The organism is Streptomyces sp. NBC_01304 (assembly GCF_035975855.1).
In the GTDB taxonomy this organism is placed as follows: domain Bacteria; phylum Actinomycetota; class Actinomycetes; order Streptomycetales; family Streptomycetaceae; genus Streptomyces.
Map to the genome: position 1 here is coordinate 4,284,391 of NZ_CP109055.1, position 14,843 is coordinate 4,299,233.

Sequence of the window (14,843 nt, forward strand, 5' to 3'; positions counted from 1 at the left end):
CCGGTCACCTCAGCTTGGGGTCGAGGGCGTCGCGCACCGCGTCGCCGAGCATGATGAAGGCGAGCACCGTGATGCTCAGCGCGCCCGCCGGCCAGAGCAGCATGTGCGGGGCGTTGCGGATCTGCGGGGCGGCGTTCGAGATGTCGATGCCCCAGGAGACGGTCGGCGGCTTCAGGCCCACACCGAGGTACGACAGGGTCGCTTCGAGCGCGATGTACGTGCCGAGCGCGATGGTCGCCACGACGATCACCGGCGCGATCGCGTTGGGCGCCACGTGCCTGAGCAGCATCCGGCTGTTGCTCGCGCCGAGCGCCCGCGCCGCCTGGACGTAGTCGTTCTGCTTGGCCGTGATCACCGATCCGCGGGCGATGCGGGAGATCTGCGGCCAGCCGAGCAGAATCATGAAGCCGACCACCGGCCAGATCCCGGAGCCGGTGACGACGGACAGGAAGACCAGGCCGCCGAGGATCACCGGGATGCCGAAGAAGATGTCGGCGAGCCGGGAGAGCAGCGCGTCCCACCAGCCGCCGAAGAACCCGGCGAGCCCGCCGAGCAGCGAGCCGAGCAGGGCGACGCCGAGGGTGGCGCAGATGCCGACCGAGATCGAGGCGCGCGCCCCGTACACGGTCCGGGTGTAGACGTCACAGCCCTGGGTGTCGAAGCCGAAGGGGTGCCCCGGCTGCGAACCCTGCTGGGACTTGGACAGGTCGCACTTCAACGGGTCGCCGCTTGCGATCAGTTGGGGCCAGATCGCGATGATGACGAGGAACAGGATCAGCAGCGACGAGACGATGAAGATGGGATTGCGGCGCAGCTGGTGCCAGGCGTCGGTCCACAGGCTGCGCGGCTTGTTCGCGGCACCGGTCCCGTCGGGAGCACCGACCCCGCCCGGCCCACCGGGGGCCTTCTCCAAACTCTCGCCCTCTTCCAACGCGAGGTCCATGGCACCGCCCTGGCCGGTCGGGGCGATCGCCTCGCTCTTGCCCGCCTTCAGCGGGTCGTACGGCAGCTCGGGCTCAGGCATAACGGATCCTCGGGTCCAGGACCGCGTACAGCAGGTCGACGAGCAGGTTGGCAAGCAGGAAGACGATCACCAGGATGGTCACGAAGCCGACGACCGTGGGGGCGTTGTTGCGCAGGATGCCCTGGTAGAGCTGGTAGCCGACGCCGTGGATGTTGAAGATCCGCTCCGTCACGATCGCGCCGCCCATCAGGGCGCCGATGTCGGTGCCGATGAAGGTGACGACCGGGATCAGTGAGTTGCGCAGGAGGTGGCGGGTGATGACCCGGCGCTTCGGCAGGCCCTTGGCGATGGCCGTACGGACGTAGTCGGCGCGGGCGTTCTCCGCGATCGAGGTCCGGGTCAGCCTGGTGACGTACGCCAATGACACCAGCGCGAGCACGACGCCGGGCAGGATCAGTTCGTTGAACGGCGCGTCCGAGGAGACCGACGGCCGGACGATCCCCCACTTCACGCCGAACAGGAACTGCAGCAGATAGCCGCTGACGAACGTCGGGATGGAGACCACGACGAGGGTGAGCAGCAGCACCGAGGTGTCGATGGTCCGGCCCCGCTTGAGGCCGCTGATCACGCCGAGCGTGATGCCGACGACCATCTCGATGACGATGGCGACCAGGGTGAGCCGCAGCGTCACCGGGAAGGCCGTGCTCATCAGCTCGGTGACCTTCTGGCCGTTGAAGGCGGTGCCGAAGTCGCCCTGGAAGATGTTGCCCATGTAGTGCAGGTACTGCTTCCACAGGGGCTGATCGAGATACAGCTCCTTGCGGATGAGCGCGGCGGTGGCCGGGTCGGGTGCCTTGTCGCCGAAGAGGGCCGCTACCGGGTCCCCGAGCGCGTACACCATGAAGAAGATCAGGAACGTACTGCCGATGAACACAGGGATCATCTGAAGCAGCCGCCGGATCACATAGCGTCCCATTAGCTTCCCATGTCAGTCAGGCTCCGGGGGGTGAGAGGAAGAGGGCCGCCCGCGAGGACGTACGTCGCCGCGAACGGCCCTTCCGATCGCTTCCTGATCGCTTTCTGAGCGCTCTCTCAGCGCTTCCTGAGCGGTCAGTTGACCTTGATCTGGTCGTAGACCGGGACGCTGAACTGGTTGAGGGAGACGTTGGAGACCTTGTCCGAGTAGCCGGCGCTGCCGTTCTGGTACCAGAGCGGGATCGCCGGGACCTGCGCCGCGAGGATCTTCTCGGCGTCCTGGAACTTGGTCAGGGCCTTGGCGTTGTCGGACTCGGCGTTGGCCTCGTCGATCAGCTTGTCGAAGTCCTTGTTGCTGAACTTCGCGTAGTTCGAGGAGCCGCCCGTGTAGTACAGCGGGTCGAGGAAGTTCTCGATCAGCGGGTAGTCGGCCTGCCAGCCGGAGCGGAACGGCCCGGTGAGCTTGAAGCCGCTGAGCTGGTTCTTGAAGTCGGCGAAGGTGCCGATGGGGTTGACCGTACAAACGGCCCCCTTGCCCAGGGCGTTGTTGATGCTGTTGCAGACGGCGTCCATCCACTCGCGGTGCGAGCCGGTGTCGACGTTCGAGGTGAGCGTGACCTTGCCGCCGGGCAGGCCGCCGCCCTCCTCGATCAGCTTCTTGGCCTTGGCCGGGTCATACTTGCACAGGTCGCCGCAGACGTCCTTGTAGCCGCCCTTGTCGCCGAGGGCGGCCGAGGTCCAGTCCTTGGCCGGGGTGCGGGTGTCCTGGAAGATCGTCTTGGTGATCTCGTCCCGGTTGATCGCCATGGACAGGCCCTGGCGGACCTTCTCCATGCCGGGCTTGCCCCACTTGGCGTCGTACAGCGGGAAGACGACGGTCTGAATGATCAGCGCCGGCTGATTGATGTACCGGTCACCGAGGTCGTTCTTGACGTTCTTGAGCTGCTGCGCCGGTACGTCGTCGACGAGGTCGAGGTCGCCCGCCATCAGCGCGGTGTAGGCGGTGTTGTTGTCCGTGAAGACGGTCAGGTCGACACCGGCGTTCTGGGCCTTGTCGTCGCCCTTGTAGCCGTCCCACTTGCGGAGCTTCATGCCGGAGCCCTTGGTGTAGGACTCGACGGTGTACGGGCCGTTGCCGACGGGCTTGTTCAGCCAGCCCGCGTGGTCCTTGTAGAAGGACTGGGGCAGCGGCGAGAAGGCCGAGCTGCCGAGGGTGTCGGGCCAGGTGGAGAACTTGCCGCTGAGCTTGACCGTGAAGGTCTTGTCGTCCTTGACTGCCAGGCCGGACATGGTCTTGGCGGACGCGGTCCCGGTCTCCGGGTGGACCTTGTCGTAGCCCTCGATGTCCTTGAAGAACGTGGCGCTGTTCTGCTTGTTGTCGACCAGCGCGCCGTAGTTCCAGGCGTCCACGAAGGACTTCGCGGTGACCTTCTCGCCGTTGCTGAAGGTCCAGCCGTCCTTCAGCGTGACGGTGAAGTTCTGCGAGTCCGAGGTGTCGATCTTGTCGGCGATCATGTTCTTCGCCTCGCCGGTCTTCGCGTCGTAGCGCTTCAGACCGCGGAAGAGCATGTCGAGGACCTTGCCGCCCTGCACCTCGTTGGTGTTGGCGGGCTCGAGCGGGTTCTGCGGATCACCCCACGAGGACTTCACGATCCCGGAGCCGTCGCCGCTACTGCTTCCACCGCCACAGCCGGCGAGGCCGGTGGCCGCCAGCGCTACGGTGGCCGCGCAAGCGGCCCACTTGGCGTGTGTGGCTCCGCGCATAGGGAGTGCCTCCTCGTATCAGGCCCGTCAGGCCCATCGGGCTCATCAGGCCCGTTTGGGCCGGATAAATCACAGATAGGCCCAAATACACCCCAGGTGGTGACGAGTCGCACCTCTATGGCGGCCTTCTGGGGGTTCTGTGGCGGAGAAACCCTCGGATGACGGAGCGCTGCGCTGGGCAAGCCGGAGGAGGTGAGCCCTCGGTACCTTCATGTCATGGAGTACGCGAAGATGCGTGGGATCGCCGAGGAGCTAATGGCCTACGCCGAGCGACTCGAAGGGTCTTGGAGCGTCGAGATCGGCCCGTCGGGCCCGGTCCTGGCCATGGCGAGCGTTCCGAACAGACACCACGGCACAGCCCGCAGGATCCGGAAGCAGCTGGACCAGCAGCTCACCGCAACCCACCCCGGCTACATCTGCGCCGGCGGCCCCGAAATCGAGCACCCCGCAATCGGCCGCATGAGGCACCCGGACGCGGTCGTGATCCCCGAAGCTTCGCTTGACGAAGAGGGCCTCGCAGTAGACGTGGCCGAAGTACTCGCCGTCATCGAAATCGTCTCCCCCTCCAATCCGGACAACGACTACCGGGACAAACTCGCCGACTACCCCGCCATGGGTATCCCGCTCTATCTGATCGTCGACCCACGCACCGGCACCATCGAGGTGCACTCCGAGCCTTGCGGTAACCGGTACGGGTCGAAGGAGCCGTACATCTTCGGCGACACGGTCCCCTTCGGCCCATGGCTCCTTGAGACCGGGGCGTTCCGTCGGTACGGGAAGCCGGGCACCGACAGCCAACGCTGAGACCAAGGCTCTCAGGGGGCGACCCCGAGGGTGTTCTCCCAGGTGTCCACCGCATAGTGCTGCCGCATGCCATGAGCCTCGTACAGGCGCAGCGCTCCCGTCGCGTTCTGCACGTCCACGCCGAGGCCGGCCGTGTCGCGGCCCCGGGCCGCGTAGACCGCGAAGGCATGGCGCAACAGATGGCCCGCGATGCCGCGGCCGCGCGCTTCTGCCAGGACGCCGATCGTGCGGATCCAGGCCATGGCCTGGCGGTCGTCGCGGGAGAGGAGGACGCCCACGTCCCGGCCGGCGAGGGTGGCGATCCAGATCAGGGACCAGTCGAGGCGCTCAGCGTCGAGGTCCAGCAGCCACTGTTCGTACGTACGCGGCTGATGGTCGAAGTGGTCCGCCATGGTCGCCTCGGTCAGGCGGTGCGCGAGGCGGCGGTCGGCCTCGGCCTCGCAGGTGCGCAGGGTCAGGCCGGGGAGCGCAGGCGGGGTGGGGTCGGTGGCTTCGGAGACCTCGCGGGTCATCACCTGATAGCGGCGGACGCGTCGCCAGCCCCGCCCTTCGAGGAGGGCGAGGTCGAGGGTGGGGCTGGAGTTGAGGTGCAGATGCACCACGGCCCGCTCGGCACCGTTCGCCGCCGCCTTCTCGGCCGCGCGCCTCTCCATGAGCTCGAACAGGCGGGCCCCGGCGACCTGTTGGTCCGGCAGGACGTAGTGGTCGATGTCGATGCGCTCGGCCCCGGAGTCGTCCCAGAGCAGGCCGTACGCGACGAGCTTGCCTTCCTCGTCATGGGCGAGCCACGAGTTGCGGGCCAGATCGGCCTCGACCTGCTTGAGGTCCGCCTGCACCTCGTGCAGGTCCGTTTCGGGCCGGCCTATCTCCAACTCATCGATGGTGTTGAGGAGTTCGCAGATCGCCGGGGCGTCGGCGAAGGCGGCGGGGCGGACGGCGAAGGAAGGCATGGGGTCAGGGTCCGGGGACGGGCGCCCTGATCGCAAAGGGGTTTCCGGCGATGCGGAGCGCCCCGCCCAGGACCGACACCAGCCATGTGGGGAGAAAGGGGCACCAGGAGGCCTGGTATGCCCCATATCGCCGCCCCTTTCGCCCCACATACCGCTGGCATCACCCACCCCCACCAGCCACGCGCTCGAGCACTTCCGCAGTGACCGCGACCGGCAGACTGGCCCGATGGTGGATCACGCGTACGAGGACGGCCGACTGGCCCGGCTGTACGACCTGTTCAACACCTGGGGACCGGGTGACGAGTTCTATCTCGGGCTGGTGGGGGACGCCGGGTCCGTGCTCGATGTGGGCTGCGGGACGGGGCTGTTGCTGCACCGGGCCCGGGAGGCGGGGCACACGGGGCGGCTGGTGGGGCTCGATCCGGCGCGCGGCATGCTGGGAGTCGCGCGGCGGAGGCGCGAGGACATCGAGTGGGTGCTCGGCGATGCCCAATCCACCGACTGGGACGCGGAGTTCGACCTCACGGTGATGACCGGGCACGCCTTCCAAGTGCTGGTGACCGACGACCAGCTGCGCACCTCGCTCGCCGCGATTCGCCAGGCCCTCACCCCGGGTGGGGCCTTCGCCTTCGAGACACGGAACCCTTCGGCCAAGGCCTGGGAGCGCTGGACCCCGGAACGCGCGGCCGAGGTCACCGACGCGGACGGCGCCCTGGTGCGGGCCGCCCACGAGGTCGAGCACCCCGTGGACGTCGACCCCGTCGACGGCGGCCTGGTCCGCTTCAGCACGACCTGCACCGGCGCGGGCTGGGCCGGGCCGGAGGTGAGCCGGAGCACGCTGCGGTTCCTCGGGCAGGAGAGGCTCGGGGAATTCCTTGCCGAGGCCGGGCTTGAGGTGGCGGAGCAGTACGGCGACTGGGGGCGCGGCCCGGTCACCGAAGCAAGCCCCGAGATCATCACCGTGGCAAGGCGGGCCTAGGGCAGCTCGCCCGCGATGTCCCTGGATTGTCACAGCCGAGGTGAACACTCCACCGGCCTGCAATGATCCACTGCCATGCAGTCAACTCTTGCCAGACCACCAAGAGCCCTCCGATACGTACTAGTTGGCCTCCTCGCCTCACTCGTCACGGCAGGCGCGACCATCGCCGACGCGGGCCCCGCACCCGTGGGCAAGACCAAAGCCGGATCCATCGAGGCCGCGACACCCGATCACCTTCGCTACGAAGTGGCCCTGCGAAGCGACGCCGACGGTTCGCACTGGAAGGGCCGGGAGCGGGTGTCGTTCCGCAATGCCACCGGTCGCCCCTTGCGCGAGGTGTACGTACGGCTGTGGGGTAACGGCGACGACAAGTGCGGCACACCGGGCAAGCCGTCCCCCATCAAGGCGTCCCGGGTGCGCGGGGGCACTCCGGGCCGCCTTGCGGTGAACTGCAGCGCGCTGCGTGTCACCTTGCCGAAGCCGCTCGCGCGCGGTCGGCGGGCAGCCGTCTCGTTCGACGTGTCCATCGCCGTGCCGAAGCGCAACGACCGCTTCGGGCGTGAGGGTGCTTTCCGCTTCCTGGGCAATGCGCTGCCGGTGCTCGCCGTGCACGATGCGAAGGGGTGGCATCTCGATCCCTATGTGAACCTCGGGGAGAGCTTCTACGCCCTGGCGAGCGATTTCCGGGTGCGCCTCGACCACCCGACGAGCCTCAAGGTCCCGGCTACCGGGCGCACTTGGACCCGGCCCGGTATGGCAGGGCGGACGGTCACCCAGAGCGTCGCCCACCGCGTGCGGGACTTCGCGTGGTCGGCGGGCCCGTTCCGTACGGCGACCGACACCTCGCCCGGAGGCGTCCGCGTGAAGTCCTACTGGGCACCGAACACGCCCGCCGTGGGTGTGCGCCTCAACCGCAAGTTGGGGGTCGCCGCCATCGACCGCTTCGGCAAGGAGTTCGGCCGCTATCCGTATGGCGAGATCGACCTCGTGATGACGCCCGAATTCGGCGGCAACGGCATGGAGTACCCCGGTCTGGTCCTGCTCGCCACCACGGAGGAGGAGAGCGCCATCGTGCACGAAGTGGCCCACCAATGGTGGTACGGCATCGTCGGCAACGACGAATACTCCTCGCCCTGGCTGGACGAGGGCTTTACGCAGTACGCCATGTACCGCTTCAACGGCGACGAGAGACGCGGCTGCTGGTCCGACGTCAACTGGCCGGACGCGCGCACCGCGCTCACCAACTCGATGGCCTACTGGTCCAATCATCGCGACGAGTTCATGTTCATCCTCTATGACGCCGGCTCCTGCGCCCTGGCAGACCTGGAGCGCACCCTCGGCCCCGACGCCATGACGAAACTCCTCAAGCGGTACGCCCACGACCACTGGTACGGCATCTCCACCACCGCCGACTTCAAGAAGGCCGCCCAGTCCATGACGGACAAGGACCTGACCTCCTTCTGGAAGAAGCACCGCATCCGGTGAAGTAGCGTCCCGCCGCGCTCGATGGAGCGCGACGAAGGGGCGCGACGAAGGGGCGCCCGGAACCGATCGGTTCCGGGCGCCCCTTCAACGTACAGACGCACAGCTGCGCGGACGTACGGCCGAAGCCTCAGTCCTTCGCGACGTGCCCGTCCTCCAGCGCCGCCAGCGCCGGGTCGAGGACGATGTCCTCGTCGCGGGCCTCGGTGGTCGGGTCCTCCGGGTAGTGGCAGGCCGTGAGGTGGCCTTCCTTGTTTCCGGAGATCTGGACCAGCGGGGGCTCCTCCGACGCGCACTTGTCCGTCGCCTTCCAGCAACGGGTGCGGAAGCGGCAGCCGGACGGGGGGCTGATCGGCGAAGGCACGTCGCCCTGGAGGCGGATGCGCTCCTTCTTGTCACCGTCGAGGTCCACCTCGGGCACGGCCGAGAGCAGCGCGTGCGTGTAGGGGTGGCGCGGGCGGTTGTAGAGGGAGTCGCGGTCCGCGACCTCGACGATCTTGCCGAGGTACATCACGGCCACACGGTGCGAGAAGTGGCGCACGATGGCGAGGTCGTGGGCGATGAAGACGAAGGCGATGCCCATCTCCTGCTGCACCTTCTGCAGCAGGTTGATGACCTGGGCCTGGATCGACACGTCGAGCGCGGAGACCGGCTCGTCGGCGATGATCACCTTCGGCTCGAGCGCCAACGCCCGGGCCACACCGATGCGCTGCCGCTGGCCGCCCGAGAACTCGTGCGGGAAGCGGTTGTAGTGCTCCGGGTTGAGGCCGACGATCTCGAGGAGTTCGCGGACCCGGGCCTCGCGGCCGCCGGGCGGGTTGATGCCGTTGATCTCCATCGGGCCCGCGATGATCGAGCCGACCGTCTGCCTCGGGTTCAGCGAGGCGTACGGGTCCTGGAAGATCATCTGGATCTCGGAGCGCACCGGCGCCAGCTGCCTGCGGCTGGCCTTGGTGATGTCCTTGCCCTGGTACGAGATCTCGCCGTCGGTCGGCTCCATCAGGCGGGTCAGGAGCCGGCCCGTCGTGGACTTGCCGCAGCCAGACTCGCCGACCAGGCCCAGGCTCTCGCCGGGGTAGACCGCGAGGTCCACTCCGTCGACGGCCCGGACCGCGCCGACCTTCCGCTTGATCGGGAAGCCGCCGTAGATCGGGAAGTGCTTGGTCAGGCCCTTCGCCTCGAGCAGCGGCTTGGACTGGTCCGAGTTCCGCTGCGCCGGGACGGCATCGGACACCGCGGTGGCCGTGTTCTTGTTCTCACTCATGGTCGTTGACCCCAGTCGCCGTCTGTCAGCCCAGCCGGGGCTGGATCTTCTCGATGAACACCTGCTGCTTCTGGTCCGCGCTCAGGTGGCAGGCCGCGCCGCGCGCCACGGGCAGCCCCGGACGCTCACCGCTGCAGCGTGCGCTGCCGTCGACCAGGTCGACGTACGCGCAACGCGGGTGGAAGGCGCACCCCGACGGCGGGTTGAGCAGGCTCGGCGGGGCCCCGGGGATGGGGTTGAGCGGCTCGTCGACGTCACCCCCGAGGCGCGGCATCGAGCCGAGCAGGCCCCAGGTGTACGGGTGTTGCGGGGCCTTCAGCACCTCGCGCACCGAACCGCGCTCCACGGCCCGCCCTGCGTACATGACCAGCAGGTCGTCCGCCATGTTGGCGACCACACCGAGGTCGTGCGTGATCATGATGATCGAGGAGCCGAACTCCTGCTGCAGGTCCTTGAGCAGGTCCAGGATCTGCGCCTGCACGGTCACGTCGAGCGCGGTGGTCGGCTCGTCCGCGATCAGCAGATCGGGGTTGCAGACCAGCGACATGGCGATCATCGCGCGCTGGCGCATACCGCCGGAGAACTGGTGCGGGTAGTCGTCCACGCGCGTCTTGGGCTGCGGGATGCCGACCTTCTCCAGCATCTGGATGGCCCGGTCGCGGGCCTCCTTCTTGCTGCAGCCGGTGTGCTTCCGGTACGGCTCCGCGATCTGCCGGCCGACCGTGTAGTACGGCGACAGGGCGGTCAGCGCGTCCTGGAAGATCATCGCCATCTTGTTGCCGCGGAGCTTCTCGAGCGTCTTCTCCGAGGCGTCGGTGAGCTCTTGGCCGTCCAGGCTGATCGAGCCGGTGACAGTCGTCGACCGCGGGTTGTGCAGCCCGAGCACCGTCAGGTTGGTGACGGACTTGCCCGAACCGGACTCGCCCACGATGCCGAGCGTCTTGCCGCGCTCCAGGTCGAAGGAGAGCCCGTCCACGGCCTTGACGATGCCGTCCTCGGTGGAGAACTGGACACGCAGGTCGCGCACCTGGAGGAACGCGTCGGAGCCGGTCGGCGCCTCGGCGTCCTCGGTCTTGGTGAGTGTGGTCACGGTCGAACTCCTAGGACAGCCGCACGCGCGGGTCGATGTATGCGTACGCCGCGTCAATGATGATGTTGAAGAGAAGAATGAAGGCCGCGCTGAAGATCATCACGCCCATGGTGAGCGGCAGGTCCTTGTTGTTGACCGACTCCACCGCCAGGCGTCCGAGGCCGTGCAGTCCGAAGGTGAACTCGGTGACGATCGCGCCGCCGAAGAGCGCACCCAGGTCCATGCCGAGGATGGTGACGATGGGGATGAGCGAACCGCGCCAGGCGTAGCGGAAGAAGACGTACTTGCTCGTCATGCCCTTGGCCCGGGCCGCGCGGACGTGTTCCTCCTGCAGCTGCTCGATCATCGTCGAGCGCGCCATACGCGTGTAGTTCGCCGTGAAGATGACGGACATGACCAGCCAGGGGATCAGCAACCCCATGAACCAGCCGCCGAAAGACTCGCTGAACGGAACGTACTTCGGCTTGTCCAGCCAGCCGGTGCTGAAGACGAAGAGGCCGACCATCACCGGGCCGAGGAAGTAGATCTGCATCGAGCTGAGGACCAGTGAGAACGCGCTGACCGTCTTGTCGAGGCTGGTGCCACGCTTCCACGCGGCCATCATGCCGGTGCCGAGGCCGATGGTCAGGAAGGAGATGATGCCGCCGATGGAGAGCGAGAGCGTCAGCGGGAATCGGTCGATGAGGGTGTCCCAGACCATCTCCCGGTCGCTGAAGGACATACCGAAGCACGGCGCATCACAGCGGCCGACGGAGAAGTCGCGGCCGTTGAAGATGCCGACGACGAAGTCCCAGAACTGTACGGGTACCGGGGAGTCGAGGCCGAGGTTCTTGTGGATGATCGCCAGGGCGTCCGGCGTGCAGTTCTTGCCACAGGCCAGGGTTGCCGGGTCCTGCGGGATCGCGAAGAACATGAAGAACGTGAACGCGGCGATCAGGAACAGGATGACCACGGCGCCGGTTGTGCGGCGCAGGAGAAATCTAAGCATGACAATTCGCTGCTCTCAGGGCGGCGGCGGTTGAGGGGTTGGGTGGCTTGTGGCCGGGTGTGACGGGCCCGCCGCCCGGAGTGCGCCACCGCCGTGGACACACTCCGGGCAAGCGGGGGTTACGCCGCTGCTGCTACTTCTTGAGGAAGATGTTCGTCAGGTCGATGTAGCTCTTCTCGGTCGAGTAGCGAGCGCCACCGACGTTCGAGCCCTGGACCTGCAGAACCTTCACGAAGTACATCGGGGCCGCCGGGTTGATCTTCTCGACGATGTACTTCTGGAGCGTGTTCCACTCCTTGGCGGACTTCGCCGGGTCCGTGATCTTCAGGATCCGCTGGATCTCGGAGTTGACGTGCTCGTCGTTCAGGTGCGCGTAGTTCGAGGCACCGTCCTGGATCTGCGTACCGTCGAAGGACGGCGGGATGACGGTGGAGGCAGACGCCCAGTCCTGGCCCCAGCCGGTCATGTAGACGTCAAAGCCGTTCTTGACCTTGCCCATCTGCTCGTACCAGGTGGCGTTGTCGACTTCCTTCTTCTGGACGTCGAAGCCGGCCTTCTCGAGAGCCTTCTCGATGATCACGGACTGCTGCTGGCGGACCGGGATGTTGGAGTAGGCGTAGACGAGCTTCATGCCCTCCTTGCCGGCCTTCTTCAGGAGCGCCCTGGCCTTCTCCGGGTCACCATTCGGCTTCGCGAGCTTGCCGTAAGGGTCGTAACCCTTCTCGTAGCCCGGGACGGTCGGGGCGAGCAGACCACCGGCCGGCTCACCGCCGTAGTTGCCACCGTCGGGCTTGTAGATCTGGCCGTTGGGCAGCGCGTAGGTGATCGCATCGCGGATCTTCTTGTCCTTGATGCGGTCCATGTTCATGTTGAGCTGCCACACGTACGGGGCGTAGCCCGCGATGGAGCGCTTCTTGACGTCCGTCGTGACGACGTCCTTGACCAGGTTGGTGGCAACCTGACCGGTCATCATGATGGCGTTCTTGGCCTCACCGCGGTCGGCGATGATGGTCTTGGTCTGGTCCTCGTCGTCGTGGCCGAACTCGATGTTGAAGCCGTCGACGTACTGGTGACGGACCGCGTCGGTGTCCGCCTTCCAGTTCTCGTTCTTGACGAGGGTGAGGGACTTGCCGACCTTGTGCTCGGCGACCTTGTACGGGCCCATGCCGGCGGGCTCGGTGTCGTACTTCTCCTTCGTGTCCGCCTTCTTGGCGACGATGGAGTAGCCGGCCATGGCGAGCGCCTGCGGCAGGTCGGGCTGGGCGTCCTTGAAGTGGAAGACGACCGTCTTCGCGTCCGGGGTGTCCAGGACGGTGGCGGGCAGGTGCTTGCCCTTGTACGGACCCGGGTACGCCTTGCGGTACGTGGTGCCGGAGCCGGACAGCCACTGCTGGATGTAGCTCGGGCCGTCCGTGATGAACGGGTCGTAGAGCCGCTCGAAGGTGTGGCGGACGTCGGCCGAGCTGATGGCGTTGCCCTGGCTGTCCTTCAAGTCGTCCTTGAGGGTGTACGTCCAGGTCTTGCCGCCGTCGGTCATCTTGCCGGAGTCGGTGGCTATGTCACCGACGACGGTCTGGCCGCCCTTGTCGTCTTCCTTGATGGTCGTGAGACCACGCTGGATCATCTTGGAGACGAGGCCGGCGTCGCTCACGTAGATCTGAGCGGGGTCCAGGTGGGAGAACTTGTTCTCCTGGTACACGGTGACCGTGCCACCGGACTTGGCGCCCTTGACCGCGGCCGCGGGGCCCGTGGAGGCCGCCTTGTCGCCGAGGGCCACGGCGTCGCCCTGGGAGGCAGCGTCCTTCTGGTCCTTGCCGCCGGTGGCCTTGCCGCCGTTGTTGTCACTGCAGGCGGTCAGGACCAGCGAGCCGGCCGCGAGAGCGACCAGTGCGGCGCGCGCAGTGCGCGAGGGAAGCATCTTCATGAGATTGAGGCACCTGCCTGTCGATAGTGATCCAGCTGAGCTGCCTTGCGCGACCGGCCGGGCCGACGCACGAGAGTGGCAGCGATTCCCCCCCTAGAGGCGGACTTCAGCGTCCTGTCTTGGGGTCGAACGCATCCCGTACGGAGTCTCCGAGGAGATTGAACGCCACGACGAAAATGACCATGGCGATGCCCGGGAAGAACATGTAGGTCGGGTCTTGCTCGTAGATCTTGGCGCCGGTGGCGAACATCCGCCCCCAGTCAGGGGTGGGTTCGGTGTAGCCGACGCCGACGTACGAGAGGAAGGCCACCGAGAGGATGGTGGACGGGAGCAGATACGTCGCCTGCACCAGGATCGGTGTGACGATGTTGGGGAGCAGTTCCTTGCGGATGATGCGCCAGGGAGACGCACCCGAGACCTTGGCGGCCTCGACGAACTCCCGTTCCCTGAGGGACAGGGTCACCGACCTGATCAGACGGGCGAGGCCCATCCAGCCCAGGAACCACATGACGCCGATGATGGCCAACGTCCGGACGTAGACCGGGGTTTCCTCGGACGGGCTGACGAAGACCGAGGTGACGATGGGCATCGCGGCGATGAAGAAGAGCTGCTGCGGGAAGGCGATGAAGAAGTCCGTCGCGCGACCGATGACGTAGTCGATCTTTCCGCCGAAATAGCCGCCGGCCAGGCCGATGAGGACACCCGTGATGACCATCATGACCGTCGCGGCGAGGGCGGTGTAGAGCGAAGTGCGCATGCCGTAGATCAGCTGCGTGAACACATCGCGGCCGAGGATGGGCTCGATGCCGAACCAGAAGTCCCCGGATATACCGCCGTTGGACCCGAGCGGCATGTTGAAGTCGTCGAGCAGGAACTGATCCTGCCCGTACAGGTCGTACGGGTTCTTGCCGTAGACCTTGCCGATCAGCGGAGCGAGCGCCGCCACCGCGAAGAAGGCGATGACGATCCAGGCGGATATGACGCCCGCCCGGTCCCGCTTGAAGCGGATCCACATCAGCTGCCCGGGGGAACGACCGACGAGCAGCTCGTCGTCCTTGCCCTTGCCCTTGCCGGACTTCTTGCCCGACTTCTTCGCGATCTCGCCGTCCAAGACGACAGAGGACTTGGCGCCCTCGGTCTCGATTGGACTAGTCATGTTTTGTCCGTTTCACGGGTATTGTCGGCCTGCGCTCCCGCGCCGGTCCGGCAGATTCGGTGAGCGATACGCCGAACCGGGTCATCTGCGGGCCGGGAAAGCCGAGTTGTCTCGGCTCCGGGAATGCACCCAAAGGGTCAGGCAGGCCGGGTGGGCTGCCAGACGTCAGGTCCGCGTACCGCGGCCGGGTACCGAGCGATACGAACTGCGCCGGGTGAGACCGCCGGCCCATGCCGACGACGGCGCAACCCACTTGGCGCTTGTGGCACCACGCATGGGTTCCTCCTCATGAGTCCACTTGTTCACCTGAAAGGTGAGGCACCGACGCTTCGCCGCCACCCCTGACGGCAAAGATCAAGTACCCCGGTGTGCTCGTGAGTCGGCGCTCCCCATAGCGCGTAACCCATTGACCCGAGCTCTACGCGCTCAACTATTAGCCATCGGGTTCCAAGCGACCACACACTTTTGGTCTCGGTTCGATCACACCTGCGACCTACTTCTTC

At 66.7% G+C, this 14,843-nt stretch carries 12 protein-coding genes; 3 read left to right on the plus strand and 9 right to left on the minus strand.

The genetic code is table 11. The annotated features are described in order from the left end of the window. Window positions 1-4: 4 nt before the first annotated feature. From OG430_RS18610 to OG430_RS18620, 3 genes are all read right to left on the minus strand, one after another. Window positions 5-1,024, minus strand: a complete 1,020-nt coding sequence (locus OG430_RS18610; protein ID WP_327353652.1) for an ABC transporter permease — start codon at window positions 1,022-1,024, stop codon at window positions 5-7. Beyond that, window positions 1,017-1,940 carry an ABC transporter permease gene (locus OG430_RS18615; protein WP_327353653.1) on the minus strand — a complete coding sequence of 308 codons (924 nt, stop codon included), beginning with the start codon at window positions 1,938-1,940 and terminating at the stop codon, window positions 1,017-1,019. The genes OG430_RS18610 and OG430_RS18615 overlap by 8 nt, the downstream gene beginning before the upstream one ends. Before the next feature lie 134 nt (window positions 1,941-2,074). Beyond that, entirely contained in the window at window positions 2,075-3,703 is a 1,629-nt protein-coding gene (locus OG430_RS18620) for a peptide ABC transporter substrate-binding protein (RefSeq protein ID WP_327353654.1), read from the minus strand. A 216-nt stretch (window positions 3,704-3,919) separates the two neighbouring features. On the opposite strand from OG430_RS18620, the gene OG430_RS18625 reads away from it, so the two are divergent. Next, window positions 3,920-4,507: a Uma2 family endonuclease gene (locus OG430_RS18625; protein WP_327353655.1), complete on the plus strand. Its 588-nt coding sequence runs from the start codon at window positions 3,920-3,922 to the stop codon at window positions 4,505-4,507. 11 nt (window positions 4,508-4,518) lie between these two features. Here the strand turns inward: OG430_RS18625 and OG430_RS18630 are convergent, their stop codons facing one another. Beyond that, window positions 4,519-5,457 carry a GNAT family N-acetyltransferase gene (locus tag OG430_RS18630; RefSeq protein WP_327353656.1) on the minus strand — a complete coding sequence of 313 codons (939 nt, stop codon included), beginning with the start codon at window positions 5,455-5,457 and terminating at the stop codon, window positions 4,519-4,521. 226 nt (window positions 5,458-5,683) lie between these two features. Here OG430_RS18630 and OG430_RS18635 point away from each other — a divergent pair, with 226 nt between their 5' ends. Beyond that, window positions 5,684-6,436, plus strand: a complete 753-nt coding sequence (locus OG430_RS18635) for a class I SAM-dependent methyltransferase (protein WP_327353657.1) — start codon at window positions 5,684-5,686, stop codon at window positions 6,434-6,436. A gap of 75 nt (window positions 6,437-6,511) precedes the next feature. Then, window positions 6,512-7,921 (plus strand): M1 family metallopeptidase, encoded by a 1,410-nt coding sequence (locus tag OG430_RS18640; RefSeq protein WP_327353658.1) that lies wholly within the window; start codon window positions 6,512-6,514, stop codon window positions 7,919-7,921. Between the two features lie 127 nt (window positions 7,922-8,048). Here the strand turns inward: OG430_RS18640 and OG430_RS18645 are convergent, their stop codons facing one another. The 5 genes from OG430_RS18645 to OG430_RS18665 all read right to left on the minus strand — a co-directional run bounded on the left by OG430_RS18645 (window position 8,049) and on the right by OG430_RS18665 (window position 14,340). Next, window positions 8,049-9,182, minus strand: a complete 1,134-nt coding sequence (locus tag OG430_RS18645) for an ABC transporter ATP-binding protein (protein ID WP_327353659.1) — start codon at window positions 9,180-9,182, stop codon at window positions 8,049-8,051. 25 nt (window positions 9,183-9,207) lie between these two features. Next, entirely contained in the window at window positions 9,208-10,272 is a 1,065-nt protein-coding gene (locus OG430_RS18650) for an ABC transporter ATP-binding protein (RefSeq protein ID WP_327353660.1), read from the minus strand. A 10-nt stretch (window positions 10,273-10,282) separates the two neighbouring features. Beyond that, the gene (locus OG430_RS18655) at window positions 10,283-11,260 is read right to left on the minus strand and encodes an ABC transporter permease (RefSeq protein WP_327353661.1); all 978 of its coding nucleotides are present in this window, start codon (window positions 11,258-11,260) and stop codon (window positions 10,283-10,285) included. Window positions 11,261-11,393: 133 nt separating this feature from the next. Beyond that, complete coding sequence (locus OG430_RS18660) at window positions 11,394-13,184, minus strand: ABC transporter substrate-binding protein (RefSeq protein WP_327353662.1); 1,791 nt, start codon at window positions 13,182-13,184, stop codon at window positions 11,394-11,396. A 106-nt stretch (window positions 13,185-13,290) separates the two neighbouring features. Continuing rightward, window positions 13,291-14,340: an ABC transporter permease gene (locus OG430_RS18665; RefSeq protein ID WP_327353663.1), complete on the minus strand. Its 1,050-nt coding sequence runs from the start codon at window positions 14,338-14,340 to the stop codon at window positions 13,291-13,293. Between the last annotated feature and the right edge of the window lie 503 nt (window positions 14,341-14,843).